Origin of the sequence: Frigoribacterium sp. CFBP 8751 (assembly GCF_014841545.1) — a bacterium.
Taxonomy (GTDB): Bacteria; Actinomycetota; Actinomycetes; order Actinomycetales; family Microbacteriaceae; genus Frigoribacterium.
Genome location: NZ_JACYUB010000001.1, coordinates 1,085,071 through 1,111,234 on the forward strand (window position 1 = coordinate 1,085,071; position 26,164 = coordinate 1,111,234).

At 71.0% G+C, this 26,164-nt stretch carries 24 protein-coding genes and 1 riboswitch; of the genes, 13 read left to right on the top strand and 11 right to left on the bottom strand.

Features of this window, described 5'->3' with window-relative positions; all coding sequences use genetic code 11:
- The 5 genes from IFT88_RS05220 to IFT88_RS05240 all read right to left on the bottom strand — a co-directional run bounded on the left by IFT88_RS05220 (position 1) and on the right by IFT88_RS05240 (position 3,996).
- Complete coding sequence (locus IFT88_RS05220; protein ID WP_192119230.1) at positions 1 to 885, bottom strand: ABC transporter permease; 885 nt, start codon at positions 883 to 885, stop codon at positions 1 to 3.
- Positions 872 to 1,813, bottom strand: coding sequence for an ABC transporter ATP-binding protein (locus tag IFT88_RS05225; RefSeq protein WP_199858981.1), 942 nt, complete (start codon positions 1,811 to 1,813; stop codon positions 872 to 874). Before IFT88_RS05225 ends, IFT88_RS05220 begins: the two co-directional genes overlap by 14 nt.
- A 91-nt stretch (positions 1,814 to 1,904) precedes the next feature.
- Complete coding sequence (locus tag IFT88_RS05230; protein ID WP_192119234.1) at positions 1,905 to 2,999, bottom strand: LolA family protein; 1,095 nt, start codon at positions 2,997 to 2,999, stop codon at positions 1,905 to 1,907.
- Positions 3,000 to 3,121: 122 nt separating this feature from the next.
- Positions 3,122 to 3,433 carry an antibiotic biosynthesis monooxygenase family protein gene (locus IFT88_RS05235; RefSeq protein WP_056229235.1) on the bottom strand — a complete coding sequence of 104 codons (312 nt, stop codon included), beginning with the start codon at positions 3,431 to 3,433 and terminating at the stop codon, positions 3,122 to 3,124.
- Between the two features lie 80 nt (positions 3,434 to 3,513).
- Positions 3,514 to 3,996, bottom strand: a complete 483-nt coding sequence (locus IFT88_RS05240; RefSeq protein WP_192119237.1) for an FBP domain-containing protein — start codon at positions 3,994 to 3,996, stop codon at positions 3,514 to 3,516.
- A 56-nt stretch (positions 3,997 to 4,052) separates the two neighbouring features.
- Between IFT88_RS05240 and IFT88_RS05245 the strand changes: the two genes are divergently transcribed.
- Complete coding sequence (locus IFT88_RS05245; RefSeq protein WP_342212069.1) at positions 4,053 to 4,865, top strand: putative protein N(5)-glutamine methyltransferase; 813 nt, start codon at positions 4,053 to 4,055, stop codon at positions 4,863 to 4,865.
- Between the two features lie 31 nt (positions 4,866 to 4,896).
- On the opposite strand, the gene IFT88_RS05250 is transcribed toward IFT88_RS05245, so the two are convergent.
- The gene (locus tag IFT88_RS05250) at positions 4,897 to 5,385 is read right to left on the bottom strand and encodes a hypothetical protein (RefSeq protein ID WP_192119239.1); all 489 of its coding nucleotides are present in this window, start codon (positions 5,383 to 5,385) and stop codon (positions 4,897 to 4,899) included.
- Between the two features lie 118 nt (positions 5,386 to 5,503).
- Between IFT88_RS05250 and IFT88_RS05255 the strand changes: the two genes are divergently transcribed.
- From IFT88_RS05255 to gcvP, 4 genes are all read left to right on the top strand, one after another.
- Positions 5,504 to 5,956: an SseB family protein gene (locus IFT88_RS05255; protein ID WP_043595479.1), complete on the top strand. Its 453-nt coding sequence runs from the start codon at positions 5,504 to 5,506 to the stop codon at positions 5,954 to 5,956.
- A gap of 146 nt (positions 5,957 to 6,102) precedes the next feature.
- A riboswitch (glycine riboswitch) is annotated at positions 6,103 to 6,206 on the top strand.
- A gap of 375 nt (positions 6,207 to 6,581) precedes the next feature.
- Positions 6,582 to 7,703, top strand: coding sequence for a glycine cleavage system aminomethyltransferase GcvT (gcvT, locus tag IFT88_RS05260; RefSeq protein ID WP_199858984.1), 1,122 nt, complete (start codon positions 6,582 to 6,584; stop codon positions 7,701 to 7,703).
- 27 nt (positions 7,704 to 7,730) lie between these two features.
- Positions 7,731 to 8,108 (top strand): glycine cleavage system protein GcvH, encoded by a 378-nt coding sequence (gcvH, locus tag IFT88_RS05265; RefSeq protein WP_043595477.1) that lies wholly within the window; start codon positions 7,731 to 7,733, stop codon positions 8,106 to 8,108.
- Positions 8,105 to 11,032 carry an aminomethyl-transferring glycine dehydrogenase gene (gene gcvP, locus IFT88_RS05270; RefSeq protein ID WP_192119243.1) on the top strand — a complete coding sequence of 976 codons (2,928 nt, stop codon included), beginning with the start codon at positions 8,105 to 8,107 and terminating at the stop codon, positions 11,030 to 11,032. Before gcvH ends, gcvP begins: the two co-directional genes overlap by 4 nt.
- A gap of 268 nt (positions 11,033 to 11,300) precedes the next feature.
- On the opposite strand, the gene IFT88_RS05275 is transcribed toward gcvP, so the two are convergent.
- Entirely contained in the window at positions 11,301 to 12,059 is a 759-nt protein-coding gene (locus IFT88_RS05275) for a CPBP family intramembrane glutamic endopeptidase (RefSeq protein WP_043595475.1), read from the bottom strand.
- A gap of 357 nt (positions 12,060 to 12,416) precedes the next feature.
- On the opposite strand from IFT88_RS05275, the gene IFT88_RS05280 reads away from it, so the two are divergent.
- The 4 genes from IFT88_RS05280 to IFT88_RS05295 all read left to right on the top strand — a co-directional run bounded on the left by IFT88_RS05280 (position 12,417) and on the right by IFT88_RS05295 (position 17,815).
- Positions 12,417 to 14,039 (top strand): peptide ABC transporter substrate-binding protein, encoded by a 1,623-nt coding sequence (locus tag IFT88_RS05280; RefSeq protein ID WP_043595473.1) that lies wholly within the window; start codon positions 12,417 to 12,419, stop codon positions 14,037 to 14,039.
- A gap of 149 nt (positions 14,040 to 14,188) precedes the next feature.
- Positions 14,189 to 15,118, top strand: coding sequence for an ABC transporter permease (locus IFT88_RS05285; protein ID WP_043595472.1), 930 nt, complete (start codon positions 14,189 to 14,191; stop codon positions 15,116 to 15,118).
- On the top strand, positions 15,108 to 16,061 hold the full coding sequence (locus IFT88_RS05290; protein WP_043595470.1) for an ABC transporter permease: 954 nt from the start codon (positions 15,108 to 15,110) through the stop codon (positions 16,059 to 16,061). The genes IFT88_RS05285 and IFT88_RS05290 overlap by 11 nt, the downstream gene beginning before the upstream one ends.
- Entirely contained in the window at positions 16,058 to 17,815 is a 1,758-nt protein-coding gene (locus tag IFT88_RS05295; RefSeq protein WP_043595469.1) for a dipeptide ABC transporter ATP-binding protein, read from the top strand. The genes IFT88_RS05290 and IFT88_RS05295 overlap by 4 nt, the downstream gene beginning before the upstream one ends.
- A 68-nt stretch (positions 17,816 to 17,883) precedes the next feature.
- Here IFT88_RS05295 and IFT88_RS05300 read toward each other — a convergent pair whose 3' ends face one another.
- A complete protein-coding gene (locus tag IFT88_RS05300; protein ID WP_043595467.1) occupies positions 17,884 to 18,111 on the bottom strand; it encodes a hypothetical protein in 228 nt (75 codons plus the stop codon).
- A 211-nt stretch (positions 18,112 to 18,322) separates the two neighbouring features.
- Here IFT88_RS05300 and typA point away from each other — a divergent pair, with 211 nt between their 5' ends.
- The gene (typA, locus tag IFT88_RS05305) at positions 18,323 to 20,233 is read left to right on the top strand and encodes a translational GTPase TypA (RefSeq protein ID WP_043595466.1); all 1,911 of its coding nucleotides are present in this window, start codon (positions 18,323 to 18,325) and stop codon (positions 20,231 to 20,233) included.
- A 121-nt stretch (positions 20,234 to 20,354) separates the two neighbouring features.
- Entirely contained in the window at positions 20,355 to 20,870 is a 516-nt protein-coding gene (locus tag IFT88_RS05310) for a hypothetical protein (RefSeq protein ID WP_192119245.1), read from the top strand.
- Positions 20,871 to 20,924: 54 nt separating this feature from the next.
- Here the strand turns inward: IFT88_RS05310 and efeB are convergent, their stop codons facing one another.
- Genes efeB through efeU form a run of 3 tightly spaced genes read right to left on the bottom strand, consistent with a single transcriptional unit; the run spans position 20,925 to position 24,303 of the window.
- Entirely contained in the window at positions 20,925 to 22,214 is a 1,290-nt protein-coding gene (gene efeB, locus IFT88_RS05315) for an iron uptake transporter deferrochelatase/peroxidase subunit (protein ID WP_192119477.1), read from the bottom strand.
- Positions 22,211 to 23,407: an iron uptake system protein EfeO gene (efeO, locus tag IFT88_RS05320; RefSeq protein WP_192119246.1), complete on the bottom strand. Its 1,197-nt coding sequence runs from the start codon at positions 23,405 to 23,407 to the stop codon at positions 22,211 to 22,213. Before efeO ends, efeB begins: the two co-directional genes overlap by 4 nt.
- The gene (gene efeU, locus IFT88_RS05325) at positions 23,404 to 24,303 is read right to left on the bottom strand and encodes an iron uptake transporter permease EfeU (protein WP_056229255.1); all 900 of its coding nucleotides are present in this window, start codon (positions 24,301 to 24,303) and stop codon (positions 23,404 to 23,406) included. The genes efeO and efeU overlap by 4 nt, the downstream gene beginning before the upstream one ends.
- A gap of 183 nt (positions 24,304 to 24,486) precedes the next feature.
- On the opposite strand from efeU, the gene IFT88_RS05330 reads away from it, so the two are divergent.
- Both IFT88_RS05330 and fdxA read left to right on the top strand, forming a co-directional pair.
- Positions 24,487 to 25,833: a PIG-L family deacetylase gene (locus tag IFT88_RS05330; protein ID WP_192119249.1), complete on the top strand. Its 1,347-nt coding sequence runs from the start codon at positions 24,487 to 24,489 to the stop codon at positions 25,831 to 25,833.
- The gene (gene fdxA / locus IFT88_RS05335; protein WP_043595461.1) at positions 25,830 to 26,156 is read left to right on the top strand and encodes a ferredoxin; all 327 of its coding nucleotides are present in this window, start codon (positions 25,830 to 25,832) and stop codon (positions 26,154 to 26,156) included. Before IFT88_RS05330 ends, fdxA begins: the two co-directional genes overlap by 4 nt.
- Positions 26,157 to 26,164 lie beyond the last annotated feature (8 nt).

Genomic DNA, 26,164 nt, shown 5'->3' on the forward strand with positions numbered 1-26,164 from the left:
TCAGCTCAGGACGTCCTTGGTGGTGAACCGACCGAGCGCCAGGGCACCGAAGACGACGACGTAGCCGGCTTGCAGCAGGGCGTTGGCGCCGAACGAGTCCCACGAGACCGGGTCGCGCATCAGGTCGGCGAAGCCCAGCCAGTGGTGCGTGAACAGCCAGGGGTCCAGGACGTCCAGTTGCGGCAGCGCATCGACGATCTGCGCGACGGTCGAGAGCACGATCGTGGCAGCCATGGCCCCCACCGGCACGCTCGTCAGCGTCGAGGCGAAGACGCCGATCGCCGTGAGGCCGAGCAGCGACACGGTCACGTACAGCGCCATCAGCAGCAGCCTCAGTGCGTAGTCGCCCAGGCCGATCGTCTGCCCCGAGAGCAGCGTGACCGGCCCGACCGGGAACAACGCGGCACCGGCGATCGCCCCGAAGACCACCACGACCAGCGTGGCGGCAAGGCAGAACGCGGCCGCGGCCGCGTACTTGACGAGCAGGAGGCGCACCCGGCCCACCGGGGTCACCAGCAGGTACCGCAGGGTGCCGAGGCTCGCCTCGCCCGCGATCGTGTCGCCCGCGACGACCCCCACGGTCAGCGGGAGGAAGAGCGGGATCGCCACCGTCAGGGCGGTGAGCGAGACGAAGAGGCCGTTCTGCGTGATGTCGCCGAGGAAGGCCGGCCCTCGACCACTGCCGCCGTCGGACGACGTGACCCGGACGGCGACGGCGAGCAGCACCGGGATCAGGGCCAGCGCGGCGAGCAGCGCGATCGTGCGGACGCGGCGGAAGAGCACCGCCAGTTCGCTTCCCAGCAGGGCGAGACCCAGACCGCCCCGCGTGCGGTCGGCGGGCAGGACGGCGTCGGGACGCGAGTCCCTGGGGTCAGCCGGCGACATCGAAGCCCTCCCCGGTCAGGTCGACGAAGCGGTCCTCGAGGCTGGCTCCGGCCACCTCGAATCCGCGCACGCGCACGTCCGCGGCGACGAGGGCGACGACGATCGACTCGGGCGAGAGCCCCTCGACGGCGAGCTCGGCCTCCACGCTCACCGAACCGCCTGCGGTCGCGGGCGTCGCGTCCGGCCGGGCCCGCGCCTCCGGGGCGAGTCCCAGGCGCACGAGGACGTCGCGGGCGGCGTCCGGGTCCGGCGTGAGCAGGCGGACCCGGTGCGTGCCGAGCGCGCGCAGGTCGTCGAGCGTGCCCTGGGTCAGCAGCCGGCCGGCGCTCATCACGCCGATGTGCGTGCACATCTGCTCGACCTCGCTGAGCAGGTGGCTCGAGACGAAGACGGTCGTGCCCTCGTCGGCGAGGGAGCGGATGAGGGTGCGGACCTCGCGCGTGCCCTGCGGGTCGAGGCCATTGCTGGGCTCGTCGAGCACCAGCAGGTCTCGCGGCATGAGAAGGGCGTTCGCGATGCCGAGGCGCTGCTTCATGCCGAGCGAGTACGCGTGGGCCTTCTTCGAGGCGGCGTGACCGAGCCCGACGCGGTCGAGGGCGGCGTCGACCCGGGCACGGCGCGTGGCGGCCGGGGCCGAGCGGTCACCCGAGTCGAGGCGGTGCAGGTTCGCCCGGCCCGACAGGAACGGATAGAACGCCGGACCCTCGACGAGCGCGCCGACGCGGGGCAGGACGCGGCGCAGGTCGTCGGGCATGGACCCGCCGAGCACCCGGATGTCGCCACTCGACGCCGAGGTGAGCCCCAGCAACATGCGGATCGTGCTGGTCTTGCCCGAGCCGTTCGGGCCGAGGAACCCGTAGACGCTGCCGTAGGGGACCGCGAGGTCGACGCCGTCGACGGCACGCTGATGCCCGAACTGCTTCGTCAGACCGGTCGTCTCGACGGCGAACGCCCCTCGGGACTCGTCACCGTCGGTCGACGCCGGGACGGTGGCGGTGTCGTGGCTCACCGGCCGGAGGTCACTGACCGGCGACGGCGGCCTGCAGCGTCGAGGCGTCGACCGCCCCGGCGAAGACCCGGCCGTCGTCGGTGAGCAGGACCGAGACCAGAGAGGTCTCGAGCACGCGACCGCCGTCGACCTTCGTCGTGAGCTGGTCGAGCAACCCCGTGGTGTCGGCGTCGGCCGACGAGGTGCCGTCGGTCGACCCCGCCGCCGGGGTGACCCCGACGATCGTGCTCCACCCGGAGCCGATCACGGTCTTCTCGGCGTGCGCCGCGTCACCGTGCGACCGTCCGGAGGCGCCGGTCGGCACGGTCACGTCGGTCACGGTCGCGTCCGCCGGCGGAGTGAACGCGAAGACGGACGCCGCAGGGGCGCCGAAGTCGACCGAGGTGAACCCGGCCGACAGGGCCGGGTCGCTCTGCCCCTTCGCGGCGACGACGACCTTGAGCGGGACGCCGGTCTCGGCGTCGACGGTGAGGGTCGCGCTCGCGACGAGCGTCGAGGAGTCCTTCGGGGTCAGGACGACCTGGTACGCGTCCCGTCCGGCCACCCTGACGTCGGAGTCGGCCGTGACGGTCGTCGTGGGCTCGAGCGACGACAGGACGAGGTCGGCCAGTTCGGCCGGGGTCTGCGGGACGGAGGTGCCGTCGGGCAGGGCGCTCGGCTTCTCGGTGGTCCCCTGGGCGGGCAGCGTCGCGTGCGTCGCTTCCTTCGTCTTCGAGTCGTAGGCCCAGACGCTCGATCCGTCACGGATGACGTCGCGCTCGGCGAGCTGGTCGATCACCTGGACGCGCTGCTTCGAGGCGCCGTCGGCGTACACCTTGGCGGTGTGACTGCCGGTGAGCAGTTCGAGGGCGCCGGCGGCGTCGGACGACGACCCGCCGCCCGTGGCCTGGGCCGACACGTCGGGCAGCCCGAGGTCGGAGGTCTGCTCGATCGTGCCCGAGTAGGACGCCTCCGAGCTCGAGGCGGCGAGGGCCAGCACCTGCTGCGGCGTCTTGTCGGGCAGGTCGACGTCGGCCGTGGCCGAGACGGCGGGGACCACGATGCTCGCGGCGATGACGGCCACGGGGACGGCGGCGGCGGTGGCCCAGCGGGTGGACTTCTTCATGACGATCGCGACCTCTCACGCCGGGCCCCGAGCGGGTCGGCGATTGGGCAGGAGACTACGCGCGAAGCCTGGAGATCGCTGTCACCGTGACCGACATGGCTCGACGTCGAGCGAAGTGGGGATCAGAGCTCGACGACCTCGAACTCGAGCAGGTCGGCACCGGTGGCGACGGGGCCGCGCGGAGCCTCTCCCGATCCGGCGGGACGGGCGTGGGCGGCCTTCGCGCCGTCGGCCGACCAGGCCGCGAAGTCCTCTTCGCTGCGCCAGGTCGTCACGACGAAGTAGCGGTCGTCGCCCTTGACGGGGCGCAGCAGCTGGAATCCCTCGAACCCCTCCGCTCCGTCGACCGAGTGCTTGCGCGCGGCGAAGCGCTTCTCGAGCTCGGCGCCCGAGCCTGCGGGGACGTGGATGGCGTTGATCTTGACGACGGACACGACGGTGCCTTTCGGTGGAGGGGCTGGGGGCGTGAGGGGACCGTAGGAGGTGCGGTGACGGCGTGCGGGACGGCCGTGCGTCAGGCGGTCTTCATGACGTTGGCCGTGAAGCCCTGCACCCGCTCGGCGAGGCCGGCCGAACGCTGGGCGATCTGCTCGGGCGGGTTGAGGTGCGGGGGAGCGACCCGGATCAGCAGCGAACAGGCGAGGTCCTCGCAGATGTAGGTGCCGAGCGTGTTGCCGTTCAGTCCGGCCTCGCCGGCCTTGGGAGCGGTGAAGAGGCGCACCTGCGTGGCCGGCTGGGGCGAGTGGCAGAGCGAGCACATGGCGGCGATGCCGGGGCGCAGCGAGCTGCTCGACGACCGGACGACGAGACCGACGGGCCGGCCGTCCATCCAGTGGACGATGTAGCCCCGGTGGTGGGCCTGGGGGTCACGCCAGCCCAGGAACTCCCGGTCCTCCCAGAGCATCTCGTGCAGTCCGGGGATCGGGAGGCGGTCGAGGTCGCCCGGCAGGGCGTTGACGAACGACTCGCGGATGTCGTTCTCGGTCAGCGGCTTCATGTTCTCCCTCGTGCCGTCGGGTCTCGTCAGCCTACGCGTCGGTCTAGCGTGGGCGCGTGACCATCCCCGGGGCCGACCGTGAGCAGGTCGTCACCCGACGACTGCGGGCCGCGGGCTGCGTCTTCGCCGAGGACGAGGCGCGGCTGCTGCTCGACGAGGCCGCCGACGGCGAGGCGCTCGAGACGATGGTCGCCGACCGCGTCGCAGGCCGACCGCTCGAGCAGGTCCTCGGCTGGGCGGCCTTCGCCGGGCGGCGGGTCGTCGTCGAGCCCGGCGTCTTCGTGCCCCGCCGCCGGACCGAGCTGGTCCTGCGGCAGGCCGAGGTGGCGCTCGCCGAGGCGGGTGCCGCGCGGGGTCTCGCCACCGGTCCCCTCGCCGTGCTCGAGCTCTGCTGCGGTGCCGCCGCCGTCGCGGCCGTGCTCGCCGCCGAGCACCCCGGTCTCGACCTCTGGGCCACCGACCTCGACCCGGCGGCCGTGCGCTGCGCCCGACGCAACCTCGACGAACGGGGGACGGTCGTCCGGGGTGACCTGTTCGACGGCCTGCCGGTGTCGCTGCGCGGTCGGTTCCGGGTGATCGCGGCGAACGCGCCCTACGTGCCGACCGACGCGATCCCGTCCCTGCCCCCCGAGGCGCGCCTCCACGAGTCCTCGCTCGCCCTCGACGGCGGAGCCGACGGGCTCGACCTGCACCGGCGGATCGCCGCCGAGGTCGGCGACTGGCTGGCGCCCGGCGGCACCCTGGTCCTCGAGACGAGCGGACGTCAGGCGGCCGACACGAAGGAGGCGCTGGCCGCCGCGGGTCTCCGGGCCCGGGTCGTCCGCGACCACGAGATCGACGGCACGGTCGTCGTCGCCGTCGCGGCCTAGCCGGACCGGCGACGGCAGGGGCGACCGTGGCTCAGAGGTCGGCCGGCGAGACCCGGTCGACGACGGGGGACTCGGGGGTGCCCGAGATCTGGCAGGTCCACTCGGTGGCGGGGCGACCGTCGGCGAGGTGGCCCATCGTGACGGTGGCGATCGCGCCGACGTCACTGTCGCGGACGTCGTCGGCCTCGTAGGCCCAGACGTCGCCCAGGTACGGCAGGTCGGGGTACTGCTGACCGACCGCCGTGACGCACGCGTGCCACGCGGGGGGCGCCTCCTGGGCCTGGGCCGTGGAGGGAGCGGGCGGCTCGGTCGTCGGCAGCGCGGTGGCGTCGGGCAGGGCCGTCGCGTCGTCCGAGGCCGTCGGCGTGGGCGTGACCGACGCGGTGCTCGTCGGGCTCGGCGACGAGGCCGGCTCGCCGCCGGCGCACCCGGACACGAGCAGCACGAGGGCGAGACCCGCGGTGGCCAGGGCCGGCGCGGCGGATCGGGGGGAGGGGCGGAGGCGGAGGCTGCGGGGCACGAGGGCTCCTCGAGGTGGGTGCGACACGGCGGGGTGTTGCACAGGGTAGCGAGTGGCCGGGCCGCCCACCACGCGCGACGCTGAGCCGACACGGAGGTTCGCCCGGCAGGCTGGTCGGATGACCGACACGGACAACCGCGAAAAGACCGCACTCGAACAGGCCATCAGCAAGGGCCAGGCGGGTGAGGGCGACATGAACAGCGTGCTCGCCGAGTTCGTCAACGCCCAGGTCGTCGTCGCCACGGCCACCGACGCGCAAGAGTCGCTGAACGACCTGCAGCCCGTTCTCTTCGACCGCGAGGGCGTGCCGATGCTGGCCGCCTTCACCCACGTCGACATGATCGGCGAACAGGTCAAGGGCGTGGCCGAGTTCTCGGCTACCCTCCCTGCTGCCGAGCTCGTGCAGGCCATCCCGGCCGAGACCGGCCTCGTCGTCAACCCGGGCAACCGCGAGGGCTTCGAGATGCTGCCCGAGGGCGTCGCCCAGCTGGCGGACGACGTGCGCAAGCTCGTCGCCGAGCACGAGGCCGCCGGATCGCCCGAGCCGGGGCAGCCCTCGCGCACCGTCTGACGCCTCCCGCGACGACCTCCCGGCGCCCCGACCCCACCCGGTCGGGGCGCCGGTCGTCGTCAGGGCGACCGGAATCGCGTGCACACCCGAAACCTGCGCGTCACACGACGACGCTAGGCTGACGCCACAACCGAACATCGGGCCACGAACACGTCGCGGGAGAGCTCCGGTGCGCAGAGACTGCGCCGACCGGGCACCGAAGGAGCAAGCTCCCCGCCAATCTCTCAGGTACGCGTACCGCGACGGACTGGCCACTCTGAAAAGCAGGAGGCGCGAGGCGGTCGACAGACCCCTCGCCGGTCCTCGCCCACGGTGAAAACCGGCCCCGGCCGGTGAAGCTCTCAGGCCCATGACAGAGGGGGAGCCCCGACCGGCGGACCGCCGGACAGGGCTGCCCCGTCGTGCGCCATCCGCACGGCACCGTTCCCGGCCGAGACACCTGGCGGCCGGTCCGTCCCTCTCAGGAGCACCGATGTCCGACGCAGCCTCGAACCTTCCCGCCGCCCCCGGGCCCGACGACGACGACCTCCGCGGTGCCGAGGCGTCCGCCGTGCTCGACGGCGACGTCGTCCTCTCCGACGACGGCACCGAGGGCATCGCCACGGGGCCGGGCGGCGACCCCGACCTGAGCGGTTCCGACGAACCCGACGAGCGCTTCAGTCCGCTGCACGAGGTGCACGTCGCCGCCGGTGCCGTCTTCACCGACTTCGCGGGGTGGCAGATGCCGGTCCGGTACGACTCCGACCTCGGCGAGCACCACGCGGTCCGCACCGCCGCCGGGCTCTTCGACCTCTCGCACATGGCCGAGATCGCCGTCGTCGGGCCGGACGCCGGCGCCTTCCTCGACCACGCCCTGGCCGGCACGCTCTCGACCATCGCCGTCGGGCGGGCGAAGTACTCGCTCCTGCTGGCCGCCGAGGGCGGGATCGTCGACGACCTCGTCGTCTACCGCCTCGACGAGCACGACTACCTCGTGGTGGCCAACGCGGGAAACCGCGAGGTGGCGTTCGCGGCCCTCGCGACCCGCGCCTCCGGGTTCGACGTCACGGTCGACGACGAGAGCGACGACACCGCGCTGATCGCGGTCCAGGGGCCCGAGAGCGAGGGCGTGCTCGACGAACTCGTCACGGCCGACCGCCTCCAGCCCGACGCCCCGCTGTCGACGCTGCGGTACTACCGCGTGCTGCAGGCCACCTTCGACGACGCCCCCGTGCTGATCGCGCGCACCGGGTACACCGGCGAGGACGGCTTCGAGCTCTACGTCGACCCCGAGACCGCCCCGTCGCTGTGGGCCGCGATCGCCGAGGCCGGCGGACCCCGAGGGCTCGTCCCCGCGGGGCTGGCCAGCCGCGACACGCTCCGCCTCGAGGCCGGCATGCCGCTCTACGGCCACGAGCTCGGCCTCGACGTCCGCCCCGACCAGGCGGGGCTCGGCCGGGTCGTCGACACCTCGAAGGACTTCGTCGGGCGCTCGAACGTCGAGCCCACCGCCGGCGCCCGCGTCCTCGTCGGACTGACGCTCACCGGGCGTCGGGCGGCGCGGGCGGGCTACCCGGTCGTCACCGACGACGGCACCGTCGTCGGCGAGGTCACGAGCGGCGCGCTGTCGCCCACCCTCGGCCACCCGGTGGCCATGGCCTACGTCGACCCCGACGTCGTCGACCGCGGTCCCGCACTGGCCGTCGACGTCCGCGGCACCGCCGTCGCCGCCACCGTCGTCCCGCTGCCCTTCTACAAGCGCTCCTAGGCACCCCCTCCCTCGAAAGGACCGGCCATGACCGATCTCACCGCACTGAAGTACACCGCCGAGCACGAGTGGCTCCTGATCGACGGCGACACCGCCACCGTGGGCATCACCGACTACGCGGCCGACAAGCTGGGCGACGTCGTCTACGTCGACCTTCCCGCCGAGGGCACCGAGGTCGAGACCGGCACGGTGGTCGGCGAGATCGAGTCGACGAAGTCGGTCGGCGAGCTCTTCGCCCCCGCGCTCGGCACCGTGCTCGAGGCCAACCAGGCCGTCGTCGACAGCCCCGACCTCGTCAACAGCGACCCGTTCGGCGAGGGCTGGCTCATCAAGATCACCCTGTCGTCGACCGACGGCCAGGGCCTGCTCTCGCGCGACGAGTACGTCGCGCTGACCGCCGAATGAGCGCCGGGCAGACGGGCGGGTCCGTCTTCGGCGGCTGGTCCGACCAGGTCGCCACCGGCTTCGTCGACCGCCACGTCGGCACCACGCCGGGTGACCAGGCGACGATGCTCGCCGCCGTGGGGCACGACAGCGTCGAGTCGCTCGTCGCGGCCGCCGTGCCCGACGCGATCCACGCCGCGGCCGTCGAGGGCAGCGTGCTGCCCGAGCCGATCGGCGAAGAAGAGGCGCTCGCCGAGCTGCGCGCCCTGGCGGGGCGCAACCGCGTCTCGCGCAGCCTCCTCGGTCTCGGGTACTACGACACCGTCACCCCGGCCGTCATCCAGCGCAACGTGCTCGAGAACCCCAGCTGGTACACCGCGTACACGCCGTACCAGCCCGAGATCTCGCAGGGTCGACTCGAGGCCCTCATCAACTTCCAGACGATGGTGGCCGAGCTGACCGGGCTCACGACGGCCAACGCGTCGATGCTCGACGAGGGCACGGCCGTCGTCGAGGGCATGCTGCTGGCCCGCCGGGCGTCGAAGGCGAAGACCGACGTCTTCGTCGTCGACAGCGACACCTTCCCGCAGACCAAGGCCCTGCTCGCCGGCCGCGCCGAGGCCGTCGGGATCGAACTCGTCGAGCTCGACCTCTCGGTGCTCGACCCCTCCGAGTTGCCCGAGTCGTTCGGCCTCTTCGTGCAGTACCCCGCGGCGTCCGGGTCCGTCTGGAGCCCTCGCGCCGTCGTCGAGGCGGTCCACGCCCAGGGCGGCCTGGCCGTCGTCGCCGCCGACCTGCTCGCGCTCACGCTGATCGAGGCACCCGGCGAGTTCGGGGCGGACGTCGCCGTCGGCACGAGCCAGCGGTTCGGCGTGCCGATGGGCTTCGGCGGCCCGCACGCGGGCTACATGGCCGTCCGCACCGGGCTCGAGCGTCAGCTGCCCGGTCGCCTGGTCGGGGTCTCGCAGGACGCCGTCGGCCAGCCCGCCTACCGCCTCAGCCTGCAGACCCGCGAGCAGCACATCCGCCGCGAGAAGGCCACGTCGAACATCTGCACCGCGCAGGTGCTGCTCGCCGTGATGGCGTCGATGTACGCGGTCTACCACGGCCCCTGGGGGCTGCGGCACATCGCGACGCGCGTGCACGGCCACGCCTCCGACCTGGCGGCCGCGATCGGGGCGAGCGAGCTCGAGCTCGAGCGGGACTCGTTCTTCGACACCCTCCAGGTCTTCGTCCCGGGTCGGGCGGCCGAGATCGTCGCCGCGGCCCACGATCGGGGCTACCTGCTGCACGCCGTCGACGACGACTGCGTCCGTCTCTCGTTCGACGAGACCACGACGGCCGACGACGTCCGGGCCGTCGCCGAGGTGCTCGGCGTCGACCTGCTCGACGGCGCCGCGCCCTCGGGCCTGCAGGAGGCGCTGCTGCGGACGAGCGACTACCTCACGCACCCGGTCTTCCGCACCCATCGCAGCGAGACCAGCATGATGCGATACCTCAAGCACCTCGCCGACAAGGACTACGCGCTCGACCGCGGCATGATCCCGCTCGGCAGCTGCACGATGAAGCTCAACGCGGCGACCGAGATGGCCGCGGTCACCTGGCCCGAGTTCGCCGGCGTGCACCCGTTCGCCCCGGCGGACGACGTGGCGGGTTACCTCGACCTGATAGGCCAGCTCGAAGGGTGGCTGGCCGAGGTCACGGGCTACGACACCGTCTCGCTGCAGCCCAACGCCGGCAGCCAGGGCGAGCTGGCCGGTCTGCTCGCGATCCGCGGCTACCACCTGTCGAACGGCGACGTCGAGCGCACGGTCTGCCTGATCCCGCAGAGCGCGCACGGCACCAACGCGGCCAGCGCGGTGCTCGCGGGCATGCGCGTCGTCGTGGTCGCCTGCGACGAGGGCGGCAACGTCGACCTCGACGACCTGCGGGCCAAGGTCGAGCAGCACGCGGCCCAGCTCGCGGCTCTCATGATCACCTATCCGTCGACGCACGGCGTGTACGAGCACGACATCGTCGCCCTCACCGACGCGGTCCACGCGGCGGGCGGGCAGGTCTACGTGGACGGGGCGAACCTCAACGCCCTGCTCGGGGTCGCGCGCTTCGGCGACTTCGGCGGGGACGTCTCGCACCTCAACCTGCACAAGACCTTCTGCATCCCGCACGGTGGCGGCGGTCCGGGCGTGGGGCCGGTCGCGGCCAAGGCCCACCTCGCACCCTTCCTGCCCGGCCACCCGATGGCCCAGCAGGCCGACCGCCGCACCGGGGCCGCCCCCGCGGCCGACGGCGACCGCCTCGCCCACGCCGGCGTGCCGGTCTCGAGCGCTCCGTACGGGTCGCCGAGCATCCTGCCGATCAGCTGGGCGTACGTGCGCATGATGGGCACCGAGGGCCTCACCCGGGCGACCGGGGCGGCCGTCCTGGCGGCCAACTACGTCGCCGCCCGCCTGCGTGAGCACTTCCCGGTGCTGTACGCGGGCGAGAACGGCCTCGTGGCGCACGAGTGCATCCTCGACCTGCGACCGTTGCGCGACGCGACCGGGGTCACCGTCGACGACGTGGCCAAACGCCTCATCGACTACGGCTTCCACGCCCCGACCATGTCGTTCCCCGTCGCGGGCACCCTCATGGTCGAGCCGACCGAGAGCGAGGACCTGGCCGAGATCGACCGCTTCGTCGATGCCATGATCGCGATCAAGGGCGAGGCCGACGAGGTGGCCTCCGGTCGGTACACCGCCGAGTCGAGCCCGTTGCGCGGGGCGCCGCACACGGCCGAGTCGGTCGTGGTCGGCGAGTGGACCGCCGAGTACGGTCGCGAAGAGGCCGTGTACCCGGTCCGCTCGCTCGTGCGCGGCAAGTACTGGCCGCCGGTGCGCCGGATCGACCAGGCCTACGGTGACCGCAACCTGTTCTGCAACTGCCCGCCGGCCGAGGCGTTCGCCTAGGCCACGGCCCGCTCCACGGACGGGAAACCGTCACCGCCCGATCCCGTCGGGCGGTGACGGTTTCCTCTGGGTCCCTCGGACGTCGGCCGCCGAGTGTCGCGGAGGGCGTTCACGTAGCGGCGACCGTCCCGATCGACGCCCGGGGGACAGCTCACGCTGTGTGGCTAGCTCGGATCGCCGTGACCCGTGCGTCCATCAGACTCGCCCCCCGGACGGGCGTCAAGACCCGGTTCCGGCCGTGGCGGTCCGGTTCGGCCCACCCGGGGCGTCAGGACGGGAGGCCGAAGAGCGCCGGGAAGGTCGTGGCGGCCCACGGGTAGCCCACGAAGACGGCCGCGTCCATCAGGACGTGCGCGACGACGAGCGGCAGCACCCGGCCGAAGCGCACGTAGAGCCAGCCGAACGCGACGCCCATGACGACGTTGCCCACGAACGCGCCGAACCCCTGGTAGAGGTGGTAGCTGCCCCGCAGCAGGGCCGCCGTCACGATGATCGACCAGGTCCGCCAGCCGAGGTCGCGGAGGCGCGCGAACAGGTACGCGACGACGATCACCTCTTCCGTCACGCCGGCCCGCAGGGCCGAGAGCAGCAGCACGGGGACGGTCCACCAGTGCTCGCCGAGGTTCGTCGGCACCACCGTGACGGTGAGGTCGAGGGCTTTGCCCGCGAGGTAGAGGCCGATGCCCGGGATGCCGATCGCGAGGGCCAGGCCGACGCCACCGAGGGTGTCCCGGCCGGCGCGCGAGAAGTCGACGCCGAGCCGACCCAGGTGTGGCCGCTCCTCGCGCCACAGCAGGAAGGCCACGAGCAGCACCGGCACGAGGTCGACCGCCACGCCGAGCACCTGGTAGGCGAGGTCGAAGAACTCGCGACTGCTGAGCGGCGAGTTCAGCGTGGCGGTCTGCTGCGACAGCGCGGTCTGCTGGGTGAGGCGGTTCACGATCGAGAGCACCGAGTACACGGCCGACGCGCCGAGCGAGAGACCGAGGACGATCGCGATCTCGACCCGGAGGCGCGCTCGGGTCATCCGTGCCGGGCGCGGTGCGAGGTCATCGGGTGGTGTCGCGGCGGGGGTGGGGTCGTGGGGGCGGCTCACGGGGGCGATCGTACGGGACCGGCGTGGGTGGGCCGACCCGCGCCTCCTGCCGTGGTGGAGAACAATACCTGCCAGGTGGCGGATTTCTCGCAGCCGATTCATGCGAACTTCAGGCCTCACGCGCAACGAACTGCATGCCGACGCAACGATCCGGCGAGTTGGTTTCCGTCGTGTAACCGTTGTCGTCGGGGTTTGGTGATGCCCGAACGGGATGCCTAGGCTCACACCATCCAACGCGGCACGGCCCCTGGGCACAGTGCTGCGTCCTTTCCCGCATCAGGAGGAACATTGAAGAAGACGCGCATGGGCCTGTCGGCCGTCGCCGTCGTGGGGACGGCAGCACTCGTCCTCACCGGTTGCGCCAGCGGCAGCGGGGACGACAACTCGTCGTCCGGTGACGCTTCCGCGATCATCAAGACGAACGGCACCGAGCCCGAGAACCCGCTCGTCCCGTCGAACACCACCGAGACCGGCGGTGGCCGCATCGTCACCTCGATCTTCGCCGGTCTGGTCAGCTACAACGCCGACGGCACCACCAAGAACGAGGTCGCCGAGAGCATCGAGAGCGACGACGCCACCGTGTGGACCGTCACCCTCAAGGACGGCTGGAAGTTCACCGACGGCACCGACGTCACGAGCGAGTCGTTCACGAAGGCCTGGAACTGGGCGGCCAGCTTCGACAACGTCGCGAACTCGTCCGGCAGCTCGTTCTTCGAGAACTTCAAGGGCTACAGCGACACCGCGCAGAGCGACCTCGACCTCACCGTCGAGAGCCCGACCGAGTTCACGGTCACGCTCAACACCCCCGAGGCCGACTTCCCCCTGCGCCTCGGCTACTCGGCCTACTCGCCGCTGCCGGAATCGTTCTACGCCGACCCCGCCGCGTTCGGTGAGAACCCGGTCGGCAACGGTCCGTACATGCTCGACGGTGAAGGCGCCTGGACGCACAACCAGGGCATCAAGCTCAAGACGAACCCCGACTACGACGGCAACCGCAAGCCGAAGAACGGCGGGCTCGACATCAACTTCTACACCTCGCTCGACTCGGCCTACGCCGACGTGCAGGGTGGCAACCTCGACGTGCTCGACCAGATCGGCCCGGCGGCGTTCCAGACGTACCAGAGCGACTTCCCCGACACGAACGTCAACCAGCCCGCCGCGGTCTTCCAGGGCATGACGATCCCGCAGTACCTCGCGCACTTCGGCGACGACGAAGAGGGCAACCTGCGTCGTCAGGCCATCTCGATGTCCATCAACCGCGACGACGTCACGAAGGTCATCTTCCAGGGCACGCGGACGCCGGCCAAGGACTTCACCTCGCCCGTCATCCCCGGTTACACCGACGAGCTCGAGGGCGAGAGCGTCCTCTCGTTCGACGCCGACAAGGCCAAGGACCTCTGGGACCAGGCCGACGCGATCTCGCCCTACGGCGACACCACGTTCACCATCGGCTACAACTCCGACGGTGGACACCAGGAGTGGGTGGACGCGGTCACCGCGAACATCTCGAAGACGCTGGGCATCAAGGCCGAGGGCAAGCCCTACCCGACCTTCGCCGAGTTCCGCACCGACGCCTCGGGTGGTGCCATGACCGGCGCCTTCCGTTCGGGCTGGCAGGCCGACTACCCGTCGCTGTACAACTTCCTGTACCCGACGATGGCCACGAGCGGCAGCTCGAACGACGGCAAGTACTCGAACCCCGAGTTCGACGACCTGCTCGCCGAGGGCAGCGCGGCGAGCGACGTCGACGACGCGAACGCTTCGTACCAGAAGGCTCAGGAGGTCCTGCTCAAGGACCTGCCGATCATCCCGCTGTGGTATGCGAACGTCAACGGCGTCTGGGCCGACACGGTGAGCAACGTCGAGTACGGCTGGGACTCCGTGCCGATCTACGAGAACATCACCAAGTAACCAAGTAAGGTCGTCGCTCACGCGCTCGACCGACGCTCGAGGGGGTCCGGGCAGTGTTCGCACTGTCCGGGCCCCTTCGGCGGGCCCACCCACCCCTCCCTCCACACGATTGCGATAACGATGCACGCGCAGACGTCCGAGGAAGCCTGATGCTCTGGTACACCGGACGCCGGCTCCTCCAACTGATCCCCGTCTTCTTCGGGGCGACGTTCCTCATCTACTTCATGGTCTTCGCGCTGCCCGGTGACCCCGTGGCGGCGCTGTTCGGTGACAAGACCCCGTCGCCGGCCGTCATCGAGGCCATCCGCGCCGAGTACAACCTCGACCAGCCGTTCATCGTGCAGTACCTGCTGTACATCGGCGGCCTCTTCACCGGCGACCTCGGCACGACCTTCTCCGGTCGTCCCGTGGTCGACGAGCTGATCCGGGCGTTCCCCATCACGTTCCGACTCGCGATGCTCGCCCTGCTCTTCGAGGCCGTCGCCGGCATCGTCGTCGGTCTGATCGCGGGCCTCCGCAAGGGCAAGCTCTTCGACACGAGCGCCCTCGTCGTCAGCCTGTTGCTGATCTCGGTGCCGACGTTCGTCATCGGCTTCCTGCTGCAGTACGTCTTCGGCATCCAGCTCGGCCTGTTCCGCACGACGGTCAGCTCTCAGGCGCCGTGGGACGAACTGGTCCTGCCGGCCATCGTGCTCGCCTCGGTGTCGTTCGCGTACATCGTGCGGCTGACCCGCGCCTCCGTGTCCGAGAACTCGAGCGCCGACTTCGTGCGCACCGCCTCGGCCAAGGGGCTCACCCGTGGCCGCGTCGTCACCGTGCACATCCTGCGCAACTCGCTCGTCCCCGTCGTCACCTATCTCGGTGTCGACATCGGTTCGCTGATGGTCGGTGCCATCGTCACCGAGGGAATCTTCAACATCCAGGGCGTCGGCGGCACCGTCTACCGGGCGATCACGCTCGGCGAGGGCCCCACCGTCGTCTCGTTCGTCGCCGTGATGGTGATCATCTTCATGATCGCCAACCTCCTCGTCGACCTGCTGTACGCCCTTCTCGACCCGAGGATCCGCTATGCCAAGTAACGACTCGTCGGCGTTGTCCGCCGACCACTTCGTCGCCGATCTCGACGAGACGCCCGTCAAGGCCGTCGACGCGATCGACGAGTCCGAGAAACCCCGCAGCAGCTGGAACGACGCGTGGGACGCCATGAAGCGTCGCCCGACGTTCTGGATCGCGGCGTTCCTCATCGTCGTCGTCATCGTGGTGGCGCTCTTCCCCGGGCTGTTCACCAGCGTCTCGCCGACCGCCGCCGACCTGCCCCGGAGCAACGAGGGCCCGTCGGCCGGCCATCTGCTCGGTTTCACGTTCCAGGGCACCGACGTGTTCGCCCGCATCGTCTGGGGCACCCGTGCCTCGCTGACCGTCGGTCTGATCGCGACGATCATCGTCACCGTCGTCGGCATCGTGATCGGCTCGCTGGCCGGCTTCTACGGCGGATGGCTCGACGCGGTCGTCTCGCGCATCGGCGACATCTTCTTCGCGATCCCCACCGTCCTCGGTGCCATCGTGCTGATGTCGATCCTGCCGACTCGGACGCCGCTCACCGTTGCTCTCGTGCTGTCGGTGTTCGCCTGGCCCCAGATCGCGCGTGTCATGCGCGGTTCGGTCCTCAGCGCCCGGGCCGCCGACTACGTGACGGCCTCGGCCGCGCTCGGGGTGTCCCGCTTCCGCATCCTGGTCCGGCACGTCGTGCCGAACGCCATCACCCCGGTCATCGTCGTGGCGACCGTCTCGCTCGGAACGTTCATCGTGGCCGAGGCGACGCTGTCGTTCCTCGGCATCGGGCTGCCGCCGAGCACCATGTCCTGGGGCAACGACATCAACGCGGCCCGCAACTCGCTCCGTGTCGCGCCGATGCCCCTGTTCTGGCCCGCGGCGGCGCTGTCCGTGACGGTGCTGTCGTTCCTCCTCATGGGCGACGTCGTGCGCGACGCCCTCGACCCGAAGGCGAGGGCACGTCGATGACCGACACCTCAACCCGACCCGAGACGGCCGGCACCGCGTCGTCGTCGACGCCCCTGCTCGAGATCAAGGGCCTCAAGATCGGCTTCAAGACGCAGGCCGGATACGTCGACGCCGTGCGCGGGGTCGACCTGACGATCCGCCAGGGCGAGAGCCTCGCGATCGTGGGCGAGTCCGGCTCGGGCAAGTCGACGACCGCCACGTCGATCATCGACCTGCTGCCCGGCACGGGTGAGGTCACGGGTGGCCAGATCCTCTTCGAGGGCAAGGACCTCACGAAGGTCAGCGCGTCCGAGATGCAGGCCATCCGCGGTCGCGACATCGGTTACGTGCCGCAGGACCCCATGTCGAACCTCAACCCCGTGTGGAGCATCGGCTTCCAGGTCGAGGAGGCCATCCGGGCGAACGGCGTCGCGACGGGCAAGCAGGCCGTGCGCCAGCGAGCCGTCGACGTCCTGAAAGAGGCCGGACTCAACGACGCGGGCGACCGCCTCAAGCAGTTCCCGCACCAGTTCTCGGGCGGCATGCGCCAGCGCGTGCTGATCGGGATCGGCCTGTCGTCGCGGCCCAAGCTCCTGATCGCGGACGAGCCCACCTCGGCCCTCGACGTGACCGTCCAGCGACGCATCCTCGACCACCTCGAGACCCTGACCCGCGACTACGGCACCTCGGTGCTCTTCATCACGCACGACCTCGGCCTCGCCGCCGAACGGGCCGAGAAGCTCGTCGTCATGTACAAGGGTCGCGTCGTCGAGTCGGGGCCTTCTCAAGAGATCCTCGCCAACCCTCAGCACCCCTACACGCAGCGACTCGTCGCCGCCGCTCCTTCGTTGGCCAGCCAGCGCATCCAGTCGAGCATCGCGCCCACGCACTCCCACGGGCTCGCGATCTCCGACGAAGGCGCCGACGACGCCGAGCTCATCGCTCGCGCCCGTCAGCGCGAGGAGGCCGGCAAGAAGGACTCCGAGTACATCTCGGTGACGAACCTGTCCAAGGTCTACAAGATCCGTCAGGGCGGGTTCAAGACCACCGATCTGCGGGCCGTCGACGACGTGTCGTTCTCGATCCCGCGGGGCACGACCATGGCGCTCGTGGGCGAGTCCGGCTCGGGCAAGTCGACCGTGGCCAAGCTCGTCCTCCAGCTCGAGTCGATCACGTCGGGCACCGTGTCGGTCGACGGGCAGAGCGTCGGAGCCCTGAAGGGCCGAGACCTCTTCGACTTCCGTCGTCGGGTCCAGCCGGTCTTCCAGGACCCCTACGGTTCGCTCGACCCCATGTACAGCGTGGGCAACACGATCGCCGAACCGCTCGTCACGCACGGCATCGGCGACCGGTCCAGTCGTCAGGCCCGCGTCCGCGAGTTGCTCGATCAGGTGTCCCTGCCCGCGTCGACGGTCAACCGGTACCCGAACGAGCTCTCCGGTGGTCAGCGCCAGCGCATCGCCGTCGCTCGGGCGCTCGCGCTCAAGCCCGACGTCATCGTCCTCGACGAGGCGGTCTCGGCCCTGGACGTCCTCGTCCAGGGGCAGATCCTCGACCTGCTCACCGACCTGCAGACCGAACTCGGGCTGACCTACCTCTTCATCACGCACGACCTCGCCGTCGTCCGCCTCATCGCGGACAACGTCAGCGTCATGCAGAAGGGTCGCGTCGTCGAGGCGGGCACGACCGACGACATCTTCGCGAACCCGGCCCAGCAGTACACGCGCGAACTGCTCGAAGCGATCCCCGGCGCGAACTTCGAGTTCGGCCGCTGAGTCGTTCGCGACCACGAAGGGCCCCGCCGGACGGCGGGGCCCTTCGTGGTCGCGGACGACGGTCGGCGTCAGGCGCTGTAGGTGAAGTTCCAGGTCTTGGACCCCGAGTAGTACGTGCAGGCCGACGTGATCGTGAGTCCGGTCTGGCGGTACGTCTTGGCCCCGGCGTTGCAGGCGTTCAGGGACGAGTAACCGGGTGAGGTGCTGGCGACCGCCGCTTGTGCGGCAGCAGGGGCGGCGACGGCGCCGGCGACGAGGCCGAGACCCAACAACACGGATGCGATGCGCTTCTTCATGGTGTCCTCCGTTCGGTGGGCGAGTGGCCCAGGACTTCACGCTCCCACCGGGACCAAAAGGTGACAAGAGGTCATGTGGGGGACCGGAAGCGTCCCCCTCGCCCTCGGGAAACCCTCGGCGGAGGGGTCCCTTTACCACGTGCCGTAGACTGTCTTCGCCGGGCTCTGACCCGACCACTTCCCCCTCTCTCTTCTCGTAAGGAATACATCCATGGCGACTGCCATCCGCAGCGACCTGCGCAACGTGGCGATCGTGGCCCACGTCGACCACGGCAAGACGACCCTCGTCGACGCCATGCTCAAGCAGACCAACTCGTTCGACGCGCACTTCGACACCGAAGACCGCATGATGGACGGCAACGAGCTCGAGCGTGAGAAGGGCATCACGATCCTCGCGAAGAACACCTCGGTGCTCTACAACGGTGCCCACGCGACCGACGGCCCGATCACCATCAACGTGATCGACACCCCCGGCCACGCCGACTTCGGCGGCGAGGTCGAGCGCGGCCTGTCGATGGTCGACGGCGTCGTGCTGCTCGTCGACGCGTCCGAGGGCCCGCTGCCCCAGACGCGCTTCGTGCTCCGTAAGGCCCTCGCGGCCAAGCTGCCCGTCATCCTGCTGGTCAACAAGACCGACCGTCCCGACGCGCGCATCGACGAGGTCGTCGCCGAGAGCCAGGACCTCCTGCTCGGCCTCGCCAGCGACCTGAGCGAAGAGGTCGACGACCTCGACCTCGACGCCATCCTCAACGTGCCCGTCGTCTACGCCTCGGGTCGCAACGGCGCCGCGTCGACGAACAAGCCCGACGACGGCTCGCTGCCCGACAACCCCGACCTCGAGCCCCTCTTCGAGGCGATCCTCACCCACGTGCCGGCGCCGCGCTACGACGACGAGCACCCCCTGCAGGCGCACGTCACCAACCTCGACGCCTCGCCGTTCCTCGGTCGTCTCGCGCTCCTCCGCGTCTTCCACGGCACCCTGCAGAAGGGCCAGACGGTCGCCTGGGTCAAGTCCGACGGCTCGGTCCAGAACGCACGCATCACCGAGCTGTTGATCACGAAGGCCCTCAGCCGCTACCCCGCCGAGAGCGCGGGCCCCGGTGACATCGTCGCCGTCGCCGGCTTCGACACCATCACCATCGGCGAGACGCTGTCCGACCCGGACGACGTCCGCCCGCTGCCGACCATCACGGTCGACGACCCGGCCATCTCGATGACCATCGGCACGAACACCTCGCCCATCATCGGCAAGGTCAAGGGCCACAAGCTGACCGCCCGCATGGTGAAGGACCGCCTCGACCGCGAACTGGTCGGCAACGTCTCGCTCAAGGTCCTCGACGTCGGACGCCCCGACGCGTGGGAGGTCCAGGGCCGCGGCGAGCTCGCGCTGGCCATCCTCGTCGAGCAGATGCGTCGCGAGGGCTTCGAGCTCACCGTCGGCAAGCCCCAGGTCGTCACGCGTCGTGACGAGAACGGCAAGCTGCAAGAGCCGTTCGAGCACATGACCATCGACGTGCCCGACGAGTACCTCGGTGCCGTCACGCAGCTCATGGCCGCCCGCAAGGGCCGCATGGAGAACATGGCGAACCACGGCTCGGGCTGGGTGCGCATGGAGTTCATCGTCCCCTCGCGCGGCCTGATCGGCTTCCGCACGCAGTTCCTCACCGACACGCGCGGCACCGGCATCGCCAACGGCATCAGCCACGGCTACGGCCCCTGGGCCGGCGAGATCTCGACCCGCACCAACGGCTCGATCATCGCCGACCGCTCGGGCGTCGTCACGCCCTTCGCGATCATCAACCTGCAAGAGCGCATGTCGTTCTTCGTGCAGCCGACCGAAGAGGTCTACGAGGGCATGGTCGTGGGCGAGAACTCGCGCGCCGACGACATGGACGTCAACATCACCAAAGAGAAGAAGCTGACCAACATGCGTCAGTCGACGGCCGACAACTTCGAGTCGATGACGCCCTCCAAGGTGCTGTCCCTCGAGGAAGCCCTCGAGTTCGCCGGTGACGACGAGTGCGTCGAGGTCACCCCCGACGCCATCCGCATCCGCAAGGTCGAGCTCGACGCGTCGGCTCGCCAGCGCAGCACCGCTCGCCTGAAGAAGCAGAACGCGTAAGCGGCAGCGCTCCACAGCACCATCCGCCGAGGAGGCGGTCCGCATCACCGCGGGCCGCCTCCTTCGTGCATGGTCGGCACGTTCTGCGCCGGTCCCCAGCGGCCACCGTTAACCTCGCGGAGTGCTGATCCAGAAGACGACCCTCGCCCGCTCCGCCGCCACGCTCGCGCTGGCGGCCGGCCTCGTGGCCGGCCTCACCGCCTGCGGTGAGGGCTCGCCCGTCGACAACATCGTGGGCGGCGCGGTCGACAGCGGCATCGAAGACCTCAAGGGCACCGCGCAGAAGGCCGTCGAGGATGCGGCAGGCGAGGCGCTGAACGGTGCAGGCATCACGACCGACGGCACCCTGCCCGCGAGCTTCCCGGCCGAGGTGCCGCTCGTCCCGGGGACGACCCGTGGTGGGGGAGCAGGTCCCTACGGCACCGGATGGGTCGCCCAGATCACCGTCTCGGGGGCCGACCAGTTCGCCGTCGCCCAGCAGCAGCTCGAGGCCGCCGGCTACACGGCCTCGGGGGTCGACACCGACGCCGAGAGCGGCTTCGGCACCTTCACCGGCTCCGCGTACCGCGTCGTGCTCACCGTCTCGACCGACAGCGAGGGTCAGGCGATCGCCACGTACGTCGTCACGTCCGTCTGACCACCCGCGGTGAGCGCCTCGGTCCCGGCGGGTCCCGATCCGTCGGGAGTCGCGTCAGCCGAAGAGCGTCTCGCCGACCCAGCCGTCGCGTGACGCCCCGGGCGGCACGGCGTAGATCGCCGACCCGACGTGCTTGACGTACTCGTTCATCCGGTCGTTCCCCGACAGCGCCTGCTGGATCGGCACGTACTGCCGCCGCGGGTCGCGGTTGAAGGCGATGAAGAACAGCCCGGCGTTCAGGCGGCCGAGTTCGTCGTTGCCGTCGACGAAGTTGTACCCGCGGCGCAGCAGCGTGGCCCCGTCGTTGTTCCGGGGGTGTGCCAACGCGACGTGCGAGTCGGGTGCGATGGCCGGCCCGCCACCGGTCGAGGCGGCGACGGCGAAGTCGGGGGCGGTGAACTCGGTCCCGCCCGAGAGCGGGGCCCCTTCGCCCTTGTCGCGGCCGACGACCGTCTGCTGCTCGGACAGGGAGGCGTGGTCCCAGGTCTCGATCGTCATGCGGATCTTGCGCGCGACCAGGTACGACCCGCCGTCCATCCACGCCGCACCGTCGGACGCGGTCGCCCAGACGCCGTCGTCCACCGCGGCGACGTCCTCGGCCTTGACGTTGGCCGTCCCGTCCTTGAAGCCGAAGAGGTTGCGGGGCGTCGTCTGGCCCCGGGTCGTCGACGAGGTGCGACCGAAGCCCAGCTGGGACCACCGCAAGGAGGCGCGGCCGAAGGCGATCCGCGAGAGGTTGCGGATGGCGTGCACCGCGACCTGCGGGTCGTCGCTGCAGGCCTGGACGCAGAGGTCGCCGCCGCTCGCGGCCGCGACGAGCTGGTCGCCCGAGAAGTGCGGCAGGTCGACGAGGGCCGGAGGCCGCTTCGAGGCGAGCCCGAAGCGGTCGGTGCCGTCGGCGGTGGTGAACAGGGTCGGCCCGAAGCCGATCGTGACCGTGAGCCCTGCGGCGGGCAGGCCCATGGCCTCGCCCGTGTCGTCCGGCGGAGCCAGGAGGCTGCCGCCCGTGGCACCGGTGGGGCTCACGTCGAGTCCGGCGGTCAGGCGCGAGGCCGCGTAGCTCCAGTCCTTCAACAGTTCGACGAGCTCGGTGCGCGTGACGCCGTCCGCGACGTCGAACGACGCGAAGTGCAGGCGGTCCTGGGCAGCCGTCACGATGCCCGACTGGTGGTCACCGAAGAACGGGTACGACGCCGAGGCCCCGGACGACCCGCCGGCGTGCGCCTGCACGGCGCGGTCGGTGCCGATCCCGACCCCGAGGCCCAGGACGCCGGCCCCGACGCCCGTGCCGACGAGCCCCAGCAGACCGCGGCGCGAGAGGCCGCCTCCGTCCGTCACCGTCAGGCGACCAGTGCCGAGGTCAGCTTGCTGAGCGGCTCGCTGAGGGCGTTGACGGCGTCCGACAGCTTCTTCTTGTCGGCGTCGGTCAGGTCGGTGTACGACGGGTAGCCCGCGTCGAGGCTGCCGTGACCGGCGAGCAGCGTCTCGACCTTCGTCAGCTGCGCGTCGATGGAGGTCGCCAGCTCGGGGTCCTTCTGGTCGACGACGTCGCGCACGCCGTCGAACGCCACCCGGGCACCCTCGAGGTTGCCCTGGAAGTCGTAGAGGTCGGTGTGCGACCAGATCTCTTCCTCGCCGGTGATCTTGCCGGTGGCCACCTCGTCCATCAGGCCGACCGCACCGTTGGCGATCGTGTCGATGCCGACCGTGAAGTCGCTCGCCGTGACCTCGTCGTAGAGGTCCTTCGTGTCGCTCGTCAGCAGGTCGGCGTAGTGCGTGCGTTCGTCGGCCGTCAGGGGGACGTACGCCGCCCCTCCGTTCTCTGACGCCGCGGGCTGCCAGAGGTCCTTCTCGATGCGGTGCCAGCCGGTCCACTCGGTGCCGGGTTCGACGTCGGCCTCGCGGAAGTCGATCTTCGGGTCGAGGTCGCCGAAGGACTCGGCCACGGGCTCGATGCGCTCGTAGTGTGCCCGTGCGGAGGGGTAGAGCGACCGTGCCTTCTCGTCGTCGCCGGCGGTGTAGGCGGCGAGGAACTCGTCGGTGGCCGTGACGAGCTGCCCGGTCTGGTCCTTGACGTAGCCGACGTAGGCCGTCGCCGCGGCGTCGATCTGCTGCTTCTCGCTGCCCGTGGCCTCGACGGCCGTGCCCGAGTCGGTCACCGTGAAGGAGGCGCGCACGCCTTCTCCGACGAGCCCCGGGACGCAGGCGGTGTAGTACTCGCCGGCCGGCACCGAGACGGTCATCGAGCCCGACGTGCCGGGGCCGATGTTCTCCTTCTCGCTGATGATGCGGAGACCGTCCTCGGCGAGCAGTTCGAACTCGCTGTTGTCGCTGCCGGAGTTCGTCATGGTGAACGTCACGGGGCCGCTCGGCACCGAGGTCGTCGACAGCGAGCAGGAGTCGTCGGAGCCGTCGACGGTCACCGCGGTGGCCGACGAGGAGCCGGCGGGGGAGTTCGCGACGCACCCGGTCAGGGCCAGTGCGAGCGCGGCGACGCCCGAGGCGACGGCGAGGGGGCGGAGGGGGCTGGCGATCATCGGGATGCTCCTGCGGTGCGGGGGGACGGGGTGGTCGGGGCGGCGGAGGTGCCGCGGGTCGTGGACGGGTCGGACGTGCTCGGGGCGCCGGGGCGTCGGCGGCGGGTCGCACGCACGAAGAAGGGGACGACGACGGCCAGGTAAGCGAGCCAGACGATCACCTGAAGCCAGCTGGGCGTCGGCGTGAAGTTGACGAGCCCTTGGAGCAGGGTGCCGTACCAGCTGGTCGGCGGCACGGCCGCGCTCACGTCGAAGGCCAGGGAGGCGCGGCCCGGCAGCACGGACGCCTCCTGCAGGTCGCCCACCCCGTAGGCGAGGACGCCCGCCGCGACGACGACGAGGAAGTAGCCGGTCACCCGGAAGAACCGGGCGACGTCGAGGCGGACCACGCCGCGGTAGATCGCCACCTGGATCGCGACCGCCGTGAGGATGCCGAGCAGGGCGCCCACGAGGGGCGTCGCGCCGCCGCCGGTCGACTGCACGGTGGCCCAGACGAAGAGTGCGGTCTCGATGCCCTCGCGCCCGACCGAGAGGAAGGCCAGGGCGACGATCGCCCCGGCACCGCCGACGAGCGCCCGGTCGAGGCCGGATTCGAGCTCGCCGCGCAGGCCCCGCGCGGTCCGGGCCATCCAGAAGACCATCCAGGTGACGAAGCCCACGGCCACGATCGAGAGTCCGCCGCCGATGATCTCCTGGGCCTGGAAGGTGAGCCCGTAGGTGCCGAAGGTCAGCACGGCGCCGAGTCCGAGGGAGAGGGCGACCGCGGCGCCGACGCCCAGCCAGAGGCGGGGGAGGACGTCACGTCGGCCGACCTTGACCACGTAGGCGATGAGGATGCCGACCACGAGAGCGGCCTCGAGGCCCTCCCGGAGTCCGATGAGGTAGTTGGCGAGCACGGGGACGGCTTTCTCGGAGGGGAGTGGAGCTCGTCGTCGAGCAGGGGCGGGAGTGGGCTCACGGTGCACTGCGCCGAACGGTGCCGAGACGGGACCGAACGGGCCGGTATGGTTAGGCTAACCTCACTAAGGGCACCCTGAGCCAGACCGACAGTAGTGCGGCGCGGCATATCCTGTCCAGTGATGAACTCCTCCGCCTCGCCGACGCCCGCGTCGCCCTCGACCGCCGGCGACCCGCGGCTCGAGCGCGTGCTCTTCGTCCACGCCCACCCCGACGACGAGACCATCACCACGGGTGGCACGATCGCCGCGCTGGTCGAGGCCGGTGCCGCCGTCACCGTGGTGACCTGCACCCGGGGTGAACTGGGCGAGGTCATCCCCGACGACCTCGCCGCCCTGCGAGACGACCAGGCCGCCCTCGCCGTCCACCGCGAGGGCGAGATCGCCGCCGCCGTGCACGACCTCGGCGTCGACGACCATCGGTTCCTCGGTTCGCCCGGAGCCCGCACGCCCGGCCTCCCCGAACGGGCCTACCGCGACAGCGGCATGGTCTGGCGGTCCGACGGCGTGGCCGGGCCGACGCCGGACCTGCACCCCGCCGCCTTCTGCGCCGCCGAGTTCGGCGAGGTCGTCAGCGACCTGTCGGCCGTCGTGCAGTCCGTGCGCCCGACCGCCGTCATCAGCTACGACGAGGACGGCGGCTACCACCACCCCGACCACGTCCGGGCCAACCGGGTCGCCGTGCGCGCCGCGCGCCTCGTCGGCGTGCCGTACTTCGCGATCGTGGCCGGCGCCGAGTCGGCCGAGGGCGCCGAGGCCGAGGCCCTCGCCACCGACGACACCGTGCTGACGATGGACGCACGGCACGTCGCACCCCGCAAGCTCGCGGCGCTGCGGGACCACCGCAGCCAGGTCGAGGTGGTCGACCTCCCGGGCGGCCGGGCCGGCATCCGCTTCCCCCACGGGGCCGTCGAGCCCGTGACGGTCCGTGAGTCGTTCCGCTTCGTGCCCGAGCCGACGGACGACCGGGGCGCCTCCGAGATGGCGCAGATGACGACGGGCGGTCGCGTCGCCGCGCTCGTGCTGGCGCTCGCCGCCGGGGCCGTGTTCGGCACCATCGGCACCGTGATGCACCAGTCGACGATCACCGTCGCCGGTTCGCCGGTGTGGTCCGGGCTCGTCCTCGCGCTGCTGATGAGCCTCGCGCTCCTCGCCGGTCTCCGCTCGGTCTTCGGTTCGCGGGCCATGGCCGGCGCCGCCGCCGTCGGACTGCTCGGGGCACTCGTGGTCCTGTGGCAGGCGAGTCCGGGCGGATCGATCCTCGTGCCCGACAACACGCCCGCCCTGGTCTGGCTCGGCGGCGTGTTCCTCATCTGCCTCGTGGTGCTCGGGTGGCCGCGGTTGCGAGACCCGGTCGCCGGGGGCCCGACGTCGCCCGGCGACTCGACCCGCGCCTCCTCGGTCGAGGCACAGCCGGCAGACGATAGGCTGGACGCCCTGCCCGACGCGAAGGGAACCCCCCAGACGTGACGTACGTGATCGCACTTCCCTGTGTCGATGTCAAAGACCGTGCCTGCATCGACGAGTGCCCCGTCGACTGCATCTACGAGGGCGAACGCTCGCTCTACATCCACCCCGACGAATGCGTCGACTGCGGTGCCTGCGAGCCGGTGTGCCCCGTCGAGGCCATCTACTACGAAGACGACCTGCCCGACAAGTGGGCCGAGTACTACAAGGCCAACGTCGAGTTCTTCGACGAGATCGGTTCGCCCGGTGGCGCGGCCAAGGTCGGCGTCATCGCCAAGGACCACCCCGTGATCTCGGCGCTGCCCCCTCAGGGCGCCGGCGCCTAGGTCGGCCT